We start from the raw sequence: 10495 nt of genomic DNA, 5'->3' as shown, positions 1-10495 counted from the left end.
AGATCGGTGAAGCCGTGACGCAGATGGACCAGACCACGCAGCAAAATGCAGCGCTGGTGGAGGAAATGGCCGCGGCTGCCAGCAGTCTGAACCATCAGGCGCAGTCCTTGGTGCAGGCGGTGGCTGTATTCAAATTGTCTGGCCTTGAGTCAATGACCCAGCTCCAGGCCGCAAGCAGGGCGCCAGCGTCGCAGGCGGGCGGCACGGTGTCTCCTAGGATGTCCAGACCCGGGGAGAAACCTGCACCCCAGGCGACTGCTGCCACTGCTTTGCGCCGCCCGGCAGCCATCGCCGGAACTCGGCAAGCGGCGGTTGCTATGGAAGGCAGTGATTGGGAGGCCTTCTGATGCGCAGCGGAGCTTTGGCTATAACTGCTGAGCGAAGCATGTCTGCTGCTTAAGCCGATCTTGTGTCGTTCGGTTTGGACTTGCTGAAGAGCGCTCGCCTGCGCCCATTTCGTTGGCCAAAGCTTTTTCGGAGGCGTTGGCTGGTTCGGAGCTGGAAAGACAAAAGGCCTTGGATTTTTCAACCCAAGGCCTTGTATCGTTTGGTCGGAGCGGCGGGATTCGAACTCGCGACCCTCTGCTCCCAAAGCAGATGCGCTACCAGGCTGCGCTACGCTCCGAAGCCTCTATTCTAACTACAAAAAATTGCTCATTTTTTGAAATGTCGAATTTTTGATGGCGAGGCGCTATTTATTTTGAACGAGGTGTAGTGGGGGCTGGGCCGCGGTTGGCCAGGTGACGGAAGGTGATGCGGCCCTTGGTCAGGTCATAGGGCGACATTTCCAGCGACACCTTGTCGCCGGCCAGAATGCGGATGTGGTGCTTGCGCATCTTGCCGCCGGTGTAGGCAATCAGTTGGTGACCGTTGTCCAGCGTGACGCGAAAACGCGAGTCAGGCAGGACTTCCGTCACGGAGCCTTGCATTTCAATCAGTTCTTCCTTGGCCATTTGTTCAATCTCTCAGAAAAGGTCAGTTGCGGCGCTTGCTCGTCATCACCACGGAAAAGGCCTGAGCAGTACAAGTGCTCAGGCCTCAATGTGGCAAGGGCGCTGCGCTGTTTGCGCAGACCGAACAAAAGGCCGATATCCAATCAAGCCATGCTGTGAAACAGCATTCAGCTAAACATTGGAATTGTAGCGTCTCGCCTTCGCTTATGCCCTGATAAAGGGGTAAAGCGTCGCAGCGATGAGACGGCTGCATGGGTCTTTGTCATGATGCCTGCATCATTGAGATGCAGCGCCCGGGCAGTGGCCTGGATGGGGGAAAACGCCTGTAGCCCTCAAAGACAGCCGCTGCTGCCGTGGTCTTGGCTAGAATCCTGTTCGACAGCTCTATAACTTTGATAGCAAAATTCCATTGTGTCTGATCGACTTGCCGTACTTTCCCAATATTTCTTGCCCAAGCAGGCGCTGACCGCGCTGATGGGAAAACTGGCGCAAGCCGAGGCCGGCGGATTGACGACGGCGGTTATTCGTCGCTTTATCCAGCGCTACCAGGTGAATATGGCCGAAGCGGCCAATCCCGATCCTGCTGCCTACAAGACCTTCAATGCCTTTTTCACACGTGCACTCAAGGACGGTGTTCGTCCTCTGGCACAGGCGGACTGGATTTGCCCGGTAGATGGTGCCATCAGCCAGTTCGGCAGGATCGAAGGCGAGCAGATCTTTCAAGCCAAGGGGCATCAATACAGTGCGACTGCCCTGGTTGGAGGGGATGCGACTCTGGCGCGCCAGTTTGACAACGGCAGCTTTGCCACGATCTATCTGAGTCCGCGCGACTATCACCGCATTCATATGCCTTGTGCCGGCAAGCTGCGCAGCATGACCTATGTGCCAGGGGACCTATTCTCGGTGAACCCGGTGACTGCCCGTGGCGTGCCCGGGCTGTTCGCGCGCAACGAGCGCGTGGTCTGCGTGTTCGATACCGATCATGGGCCCTTCGTGCTGGTGCTGGTGGGCGCGACGATCGTGGGCAGCATGGCCACGGTGTGGCATGGCCTGATCAATCCTCCGCGTCCAGGCCATATCAAGACCTGGAAGTACGAAGGCGCCGAAGCGGTGACGCTGGCCAGCGGCGAGGAGATGGGCCGCTTTCAGCTTGGCTCCACGGTGGTCATGCTGTTTCCTCAGGCTGCAGGCCTGCAGTTCAATCCGCAGTGGCAGCCGGCGGCGCCGGTGCAACTGGGCCAGGTCATGGCCAATGCCCAGGCCAAGCTGGGCTGATAGCCGGGTTCCATAGAAAAAGCCGCTGATGCCATGAGCTCAGCGGCTTTCTTGCTTAGAGGGATCAAAGAAACCAGGTCAGCGGTTCGGGCCGGCGTTCGGTGGTGAACACCGTGGGGGCAAGACTCAGGCGATCGGGCTTGACCGGGTCGTCGTGACCTCGGAGGTAGACCATTAGTTCGCGTCTGCGCAAGATGACATGGCTGACGATTTCGCGTCGGCCATTCTGAGTGACCTCGGTGCCGGGCCGAAACAACGGCATATGAAACAGGCCACTGCGTGTGGTGGGCGGCGATGCCGCAACTTCATTGGAGGCGAGCTGCATGGGCTTTCCGTAGTAGTGGTGACTGCTTATCGGCCGCGAATCATCAAACTAAAGCCCGAATTGCCGGGCTTGATTCAACCGGGCTGGGCCAGGGCCTTGAGCAGCTCGGTTTCCATGCGCAACTGGCTGCTGTTGTCCTGCAGTTCAGGGCCTTCGATGAGGAAGGTGTCTTCCACGCGTTCGCCCAGGGTGCTGATCTTTGCGAGATGCACGCTGATATGGTGCTGGGCCAGGATCCGGGCAATGATGTAGAGCAGGCCGGCGCGGTCTGACGCGGAGATGGACAGCAGCCAGTGCTGGGCTTTTTCATCGGGGCGCAGGATGACGCGCGGAGCGAATGGAAAGCTCTTGACGCGGCGCGACAGCCGTCTTTGCGACGGCGTGGGCAGCGGGCCGCCCTGCAGCAGTGTCTGGGTCAGATCGCTTTCCACCATGTGCATGAGCTCGCGGTACTGCTCCTGCATGGTGGGGGCGATGACCTGGAAGGTATCCAGTGCGTAATCGTTGTTGGCCGTGTGCACGCGTGCATCGAGAATGGAAAATCCGGCCCGGTCGAAGTAGCTGCAGATACGGGCAAACAGATCGGGCTGGTCAGGTGCATAGACCAGCACTTGCAGGCCTTCACCGGCCAGCGACCGCCGGGCGCGCACCACGGGCTTGCCCAGGCCCACATGGCGTGAGAGATGGCGGGTATGCCAGGCGATGTCGGCCGCTTCATGGCGCATGAAGTAGCTCACATCCAGCGTCTCCCAGAGTTTCTTGTGGGACTCGAAGGGCTGAGCGGACAGGGCCAGCTGCACCAGCGCCTCACGCTTGCGAGCTTCGATCTCGGCGGCGGCATCCGGGGCACGGCCACCCTGCACTCGCAGGGTCAGGCGGTAGGTGTCTTCCAGCAGCTTGCCTTTCCAGGCGCTCCAGACCTTGGGGCTGGTGCCGCGAATGTCGGCCACCGTCAGCAGGTACAAGGCGGTGAGCTTGCGCTCGTTGCCGACGCGTTCGGCAAAGGCACGAATCACGTCGGGGTCGGACAGGTCCTGCTTCTGTGCCACCTGGCTCATGGTCAGGTGCTCGCGCACCAGAAACTCGACAAGCTCCGCATCGGCCTTGTCGATCTGGTGGGCGCGGCAAAAACGCTTGACTTCGACGGCACCGATCACGGAGTGATCGCCGCCACGACCCTTGCCGATGTCGTGGAAGAGGGCGGCCAGATACAGAATCCAGGGCTTGTCCCAGCCTGCGGCGAGCTGGGAGCAGAACGGATACTCATGGGCATGCTCGGCCATGAAGAAGCGCCGCACATTGCGCAGCACCATCAGGATATGCTGGTCCACGGTGTAGACGTGGAACAGATCGTGCTGCATCTGCCCCACGATGCGGCGGAAGGGCCAGAGATAGCGGCCCAGCACCGAGGTCTGATTCATCAGCCGGATGGCATGGGTGATGCCGCGCGGCTGCTGCAGGATCTTCATGAAGGTGGCGCGATTGACCGGGTCGCGACGGAAAGCACTGTCCATCACATCGCGGCTGGCATACAGCGCTCTCAGTGTTCGCGTCGACAGACCCGTCAATCCCTCATGCTGCTCATACATGAGAAAGGTTTCGAGAATGGCGTGCGGATCGCGCTCGTACAGATCGTCGCTGACCACCTCGATGGTGCCGGCCTTCTCGCAGAAGCGATCATTGAGCTGAATCAGCTCGTGCGAGCCGGGGTTCAGGCGCTCCTCGATGCTCATGCGCACGATCTGGCACAGCTGGGTTACCGCCTTGGCGGCCCAGTAATAGTGGCGCATCAGGGTCTCGCCAGCGCGCATGGCCAGCTTGCGGCCCTCCGGCGTGGTGGAGCGGTAGCCGAAGGCTTCGGCCACGGCGGTCTGCAGGTCGAAGACCAGCCGGTCCTCGTGGCGGCCGGCAGCGGCATGCAGGCGTGCACGGATCAGGCTGAGCAGGGATTCGTTGGATTCGAGCTGCTGCACCTCGAAATGGGTGATCAGGTCTTGCTCGGCCAGCTCATGCCAGCTATTGCCGAAGCCTGCGGCCTTGGCCAGCCAGAGCATGGTGTGCAGATCGCGCAGCCCGCCGGGCGATTCCTTGCAGTTGGGTTCCAGCGAATAGGGCGTGAAGTCGTATTTGGCGTGGCGTTGGCGCATTTCCAGCAGCTTGCCTTCGACAAAAGCCTTGGGATCAAGTTGCGCGCGAAACGCCTGCTCGAAGTCGGCAAACAAGGCCTTACTGCCGGTGATGCGGCGTGACTCCAGCATGGCGGTCTGTACCGTCAGGTCCTGCGCGGCCTCCTGCAGGCATTCGGCAATGCTGCGCACGCTGGAGCCGATTTCCAGGCCGACATCCCAGCAACTGCTGATGAACTGCTCGATGCTGGCCGCCAGTTCCGCAGCCGGCTGTGCACTGCTTTGGGACAGCAGCACCAGCACATCGATGTCCGAGTAGGGAAAGAGCTGGGCGCGCCCATAACCCCCCACGGCCAGCAGGGCTGTGCCTTGCGGCATCTGCGCGCGCTGCCAGAGGGTGCGCAGAAGACCGTCGGCCAGTTCACTGAAATGGTGCAGCACTCCGCGCACGCTGCGTCTGCCGAGCGTGGGGTTGCGCAGCAAGTCCATCTGCCGGGCCTTGGCCTCGCGATATTGCTCGCGCAGGCCCTGTAGCGAGGAGAGGTCGGAGACGTCGGCAGAGTGGGCGTAGGAGTGGGCAGAGGAGGTCATGCGCAGTAGAAAAAAGCGTTTCAACAGGGCAAGTGCTTGAGCGTCACCTTAACCCAACTGACTTGGGCTTGAGGCCCGTGATGGCAAAAAGATGAGCGCATGGCGCTTGCAGCACAAGGTCTACAAGCAAAAAATATGCCGCATCCGGCTTTGGCCGGTGCGGCATGCAGGTCAGCGGCAGCAGTGCGCTCAGGTGCGGATGGACGTGATGAAGTCAGGCGGAGTGGGCGAGCCCTCGGACCAGGTCAGCACGTCATAGCCGGTCTTGGTGACGGCCAGCATCAGCTCCCATTGGGCGGTCAGGCTGCGGTCCTTGGTGACGACGGTCCAACCGTCGGGCATGGCCTTGATGTCGCGCTTGCCCAGATTCAGCATGGGCTCGATGGTGAAGACCATGCCTTCTTCCAGCACCACGCCTTCGCCGGGGCGGCCGTAGTGCAGCACCTGGGGCTCGTCGTGGAACACCTTGCCGATGCCGTGGCCGCAGTATTCGCGCACCACGGACAGGTTGTTGCTCTCTGCAAAGGTCTGGATGGCGTGGCCGATATCGCCCAGCGTGGCACCGGGCTTGACCTGGGCAATGCCCTTCCACATGGCTTCGAACGTGAGCCTGGACAGGCGCTTGGCTGCAATCGTGCCTTCGCCAATGATGAACATGCGGCTGTTGTCGCCGAACCAGCCGTCTTCGGTGATGATGGTCACGTCGACATTGACGATATCGCCCTTCTTCAAAGGCTTGTCGTTGGGGATGCCGTGGCATACCACATGGTTGACCGAGGTGCAGACATAGGCCGGGTAGGGCGTCATGCCCGGAGGCTGATAGCCCAGGCAGGCCGTCTTGGTGCCTTGCTCGGCCATCCGCTTGGCGCACAGATCGTCGATCTGCTGGGTGGTGATGCCGGGCTTGATGTGGGGGGTGATGTAGTCCAGCACATCCGAAGCAAAGCGGCCTGCAATGCGCATGCTCTCGATGTCTTCGGGGGTCTTCAGTGTGATGCTCATGGCCGCAATTATCCCATTGCGCGCTTGAACATGCAGGGCTTGTGGGTGTGAGCATTCGGACTAACCCCGAGGCACGGTAAAATCCGAGGCTCACCGAATTCAGCGCTTTGGCCCGGTCCTCTCAGGCAGGGGATTGGCCAGGACGCTTTTCAACAGCCTTCACATAAACAGGCCGCCACGTGACATTGCATCTGACACAGTTTGAGGGTGGAAACGCCCTGAGCTCGTTCCGCGCCCAACAGCTTCTGACCGATCTGGTCGCCATCCACCCCAAGATCACCGGCGTATCTGCACGCTTTGTGCACCTGGTTGCCACCGAGGGCGCAGTTGCGCCCGCATTGCAAGAGCGCCTTTCGGCGCTCTTGACTTATGGAGACCCCTACACGGGCAGCGCCGAAGGCCTGGCTTTCATCGTCACCCCCCGTCTGGGCACCATCTCTCCCTGGGCCTCCAAGGCCACCGATATCGCCCGCAACTGCGGCCTGAATGTGTTCCGTGTGGAACGCATGACCGAGTATCGCGTGGACATGAAGTCCGGCCTGCTGGGCGGCAAGCCCGAGCTGTCGACAGAGCAGACCGCTCAGATCGCCGCTTTTCTGCACGACCGCATGACCGAATCCGTGTTTGCGACACGCGCAGAGGCCGAGCAACTGTTCACTACCCTGGCGGCACAGCCCATGGAGTTTGTGGATGTGCTGGGCGGTGGCCGCGCAGCGCTGGAAACCGCGAACAAGCAATGGGGCCTGGCCCTGGCCGAAGACGAGATCGAGTATCTGGTCAACGCTTTCAACGACCTCAAGCGCAATCCCACGGATGTGGAGCTGATGATGTTCGCGCAGGCCAACTCCGAGCACTGCCGCCACAAGATCTTCAACGCCAAGTTCACCATCGATGGCGTGGAGCAGGAAAAGTCGCTGTTCGGAATGATCCGCAACACCGAAGCCTGCTCGCCCCAGCACACCGTGGTGGCCTATGCCGACAACGCTTCCATCATGGAAGGCCATGAGGTCGAGCGATTTGTTGCCAAGTTCGATGCCAAGGCAGACGCAATCAGCGCCCCCAGCTACCAGAAGCAGGCGGCTACCAACCATGTGCTGATGAAGGTGGAAACACATAACCACCCCACGGCGATTTCGCCCTTCCCCGGCGCATCGACCGGCAACGGCGGCGAAATCCGTGACGAAGGCGCAACCGGCCGTGGCTCCAAGCCCAAGGCCGGCCTGACCGGCTTCACCGTCTCCAAGCTCTGGGGCAGCGAAGTGGGCAAGCCCGAGCACATCGCCAGCCCGCTGCAGATCATGATCGAAGGCCCTCTGGGTGGCGCGGCGTTCAACAACGAGTTCGGTCGTCCCAATCTGACCGGCTATTTCCGCGAGTACGAGCAGCAGGTCGGCGACATCACCCGCGGCTACCACAAGCCCATCATGATCGCCGGCGGCCTGGGCGTGATCGATTCCGAGCTGACCAAGAAGATCGAGTTCCCGGCGGGCACGCTGCTGATCCAACTGGGCGGCCCCGGCATGCGTATCGGCATGGGCGGTGGTGCGGCAAGCTCCATGGCTTCGGGCACCAATGCCGCGGAACTGGACTTTGACTCGGTGCAGCGCGGCAATCCCGAGATCGAGCGCCGTGCGCAGGAAGTCATCAACCATTGCTGGCAGCAGGGCGCAGGCAACCCCATCCTGGCCATCCACGACGTGGGTGCCGGTGGTATCTCCAATGCCTTCCCCGAGCTGACCAACGATGCCGGGCGCGGTGCACGTTTTGACCTGCGAGCCGTCAAGCTCGAAGAGTCCGGCCTCTCGCCCAAGGAAATCTGGTCCAACGAATCGCAGGAGCGTTACGTGCTGGCCATCGCTCCCGAATCGCTGGAGCAGTTCACGGCCTTCTGCGAGCGCGAGCGCTGCCCGTTTGCCGTCATCGGCACGGCCACCGAAGAGCGCCAGCTGGTGTTGGAGGATACGGCGGTCGAGTCCGGCGACCAGAAGTTCCCCGTGGACATGCCCATGAACGTGCTGCTGGGCAAGCCGCCCAAGGTGCACAAGGATGTGACCAGCGTGGAGCGCGAGCTGCCCGCCATGGACCTGACCGGCGTGCCGCTGGAAAAGGCCGTGATCGAAGTGCTGGCCCACCCCACAGTGGCTTCCAAGCGCTTCCTGATCACCATCGGCGACCGCGCCGTCGGTGGCCTGACCCATCGCGACCAGATGGTCGGTCCCTGGCAGGTGCCGGTGGCCGACGTGGCCGTGACCCTGGCCGACTACAAGGGCTTCAAGGGTGAAGCCATGGCAATGGGCGAGCGCACACCGCTGGCCGCCATCGACGCGCCCGCCTCGGGTCGCATGGCCGTGGCCGAAGCCATCACCAATATGCTGGCTGCGTCCATCGAGCTGTCCAAGGTGAAGATGTCGGCCAACTGGATGGCCGCCTGCGGCGAAGCCGGTGAAGACGCTGCGCTTTATGCCACCGTCAAGGCCGTGGGCATGGAACTGTGCCCTGCGCTGAACATCTCTATTCCCGTGGGCAAGGACTCCCTGTCCATGCGCACCCAGTGGAGCGAGAACGGCCAGACCAAGAAGGTCACCTCGCCCGTGAGCCTGATCATCACCGGCTTTGCAGCCATCGACGATGTGCGCACCACGCTCACGCCCCAGCTCAACGCCGAGGTGGAAGACAGTACCCTGGTGCTGATCGACCTGGGCCGCGGCAAGATGCGCATGGGCGGCTCCATCATCGGTCAGGTGCTCAATCAGTCGGGCAATGAAGTGCCGGATCTGGACGACCCCAAGGATCTGATCGCCATGGTGGATGCAGTGAATGCACTGCGCGCCAAGGGACTGATCCTGGCCTACCACGACAGGGGCGACGGCGGCCTGCTGGCCACGGCCGCCGAAATGGCCTTTGCCGGCCATGTGGGCGTGGCCTTGAATGTGGACATGCTGATCACCGAAGGCGATGGCATCTCCGACAGCCGCATGGACAGCGGTGAAGGCAAGAACTGGGGCAAGCAGGTCTCCGGCCGTCGCGAAGACCTGACCTTGCGCGCACTGTTCAACGAAGAGCTGGGCGCCGTGCTGCAGATCAGGACCGAGGACCGTGCCGAAGTGCTGCAGGTGCTGCGCGAACATGGCCTGATCCAGTGCAGCCATGTCATCGGCAAGACCCGTCCTGCTTCGTCCCCTGTGGACGCCGGCAAGGGCGAGTTGCAGGTGTGGCGCGATGCGAACAAGGTGTTCGGCGCAACCCTGTCCGATCTGCACCAGGTCTGGGATGCCGTGAGCTGGAAGATCACCCAGCAGCGCGACAACCCCGTGTGCGCCGACAGCGAGCATGCTGCGGCAGGCGAACCCACCGATCCTGGCATGCATGTGCATCTGACGTTCGATCCTCAGGAGAACGTGGCAGCGCCCTTCATCAGCGTGGCTGCCAAGCCTCGCGTGGCGGTGCTGCGCGAGCAGGGCGTGAACTCCCATGTGGAAATGGCCTACGCCTTCACCGAAGCCGGCTTTGATGCGGTGGACGTGCACATGAGCGACCTGCAGTCCGGCCGTGCGCAGCTCAAGGACTTCGCCGGTGTGGTGGCCTGCGGTGGCTTCAGCTACGGCGACACCCTGGGTGCGGGCATTGGCTGGGCACGCTCCATCACCTTCAACGACCGTCTGTCCGAGCAGTTCCAGGCCTTCTTCGGTCGTACCGACACTTTCGGTCTGGGCGTTTGCAACGGCTGCCAGATGTTCGCCGAACTGGCCGACATCATCCCCGGTGCGCAGGATTGGCCGCGCTTCACGCAAAACCAGAGCAACCGCTTCGAGGCGCGTCTGAGCATGGTGGAAGTGCTGGAGTCGCCCAGCCTGTTCCTGCAAGGCATGGCCGGCTCCCGTCTGCCGATCGCCGTGGCGCATGGCGAGGGCTTTGCCAACTTCCAGTTCCGTGGCAATGCCGAGCAGGTGGTCAAGTCCATGCGCTATGTGGACAACCACGGCCAGCCGACCGAGCAGTATCCGTTCAACCCCAACGGCTCGGCTGGTGGCCTGACCGCAGTGACGACCGCCGATGGGCGTTTCACCGCGATGATGCCTCACCCCGAGCGCGTGTTCCGCAATGTGCAGATGAGCTGGACTTCGGGTGACAAGTCCGAATTCAGCCCCTGGATGCGCGTCTGGCGCAACGCCCGCAAGTGGCTGGGTTGATTCCCTGGCATTGCTAGTGCAATCAAAAGGCTC

6 protein-coding genes, 1 tRNA gene and 1 pseudogene are annotated in these 10495 nt (G+C 61.9%); 3 read left to right on the top strand and 5 right to left on the bottom strand.

Features of this window, described 5'->3' with window-relative positions; all coding sequences use genetic code 11:
* A pseudogene (locus tag F3J24_RS21450) lies at nucleotides 1-347 on the top strand (methyl-accepting chemotaxis protein); the annotation flags it as partial.
* Nucleotides 348-548: 201 nt separating this feature from the next.
* Here F3J24_RS21450 and F3J24_RS21445 read toward each other — a convergent pair.
* Nucleotides 549-625: transfer RNA gene (locus F3J24_RS21445), tRNA-Pro, on the bottom strand.
* 70 nt (nucleotides 626-695) lie between these two features.
* Complete coding sequence (infA, locus tag F3J24_RS21440; RefSeq protein WP_003056533.1) at nucleotides 696-953, bottom strand: translation initiation factor IF-1; 258 nt, start codon at nucleotides 951-953, stop codon at nucleotides 696-698.
* Between the two features lie 411 nt (nucleotides 954-1364).
* Here infA and asd point away from each other — a divergent pair, with 411 nt between their 5' ends.
* Nucleotides 1365-2228, top strand: coding sequence for an archaetidylserine decarboxylase (asd, locus tag F3J24_RS21435; protein WP_167010459.1), 864 nt, complete (start codon nucleotides 1365-1367; stop codon nucleotides 2226-2228).
* Between the two features lie 64 nt (nucleotides 2229-2292).
* On the opposite strand, the gene F3J24_RS21430 is transcribed toward asd, so the two are convergent.
* From F3J24_RS21430 to map, 3 genes are all read right to left on the bottom strand, one after another.
* A complete protein-coding gene (locus tag F3J24_RS21430) occupies nucleotides 2293-2553 on the bottom strand; it encodes a hypothetical protein (RefSeq protein ID WP_003056528.1) in 261 nt (86 codons plus the stop codon).
* Between the two features lie 74 nt (nucleotides 2554-2627).
* Nucleotides 2628-5270 carry a [protein-PII] uridylyltransferase gene (locus tag F3J24_RS21425; protein ID WP_167010457.1) on the bottom strand — a complete coding sequence of 881 codons (2643 nt, stop codon included), beginning with the start codon at nucleotides 5268-5270 and terminating at the stop codon, nucleotides 2628-2630.
* Nucleotides 5271-5459: 189 nt separating this feature from the next.
* Complete coding sequence (gene map / locus F3J24_RS21420) at nucleotides 5460-6272, bottom strand: type I methionyl aminopeptidase (protein WP_167010455.1); 813 nt, start codon at nucleotides 6270-6272, stop codon at nucleotides 5460-5462.
* A 179-nt stretch (nucleotides 6273-6451) separates the two neighbouring features.
* On the opposite strand from map, the gene purL reads away from it, so the two are divergent.
* Nucleotides 6452-10462 carry a phosphoribosylformylglycinamidine synthase gene (gene purL / locus F3J24_RS21415; RefSeq protein ID WP_167010453.1) on the top strand — a complete coding sequence of 1337 codons (4011 nt, stop codon included), beginning with the start codon at nucleotides 6452-6454 and terminating at the stop codon, nucleotides 10460-10462.
* Nucleotides 10463-10495 lie beyond the last annotated feature (33 nt).

The sequence above is a fragment of the Comamonas sp. Tr-654 genome, assembly GCF_011752915.1.
Taxonomy (GTDB): Bacteria; Pseudomonadota; Gammaproteobacteria; order Burkholderiales; family Burkholderiaceae_C; genus Comamonas.
This window is presented reverse-complemented; position numbering and strand designations above follow the sequence as displayed.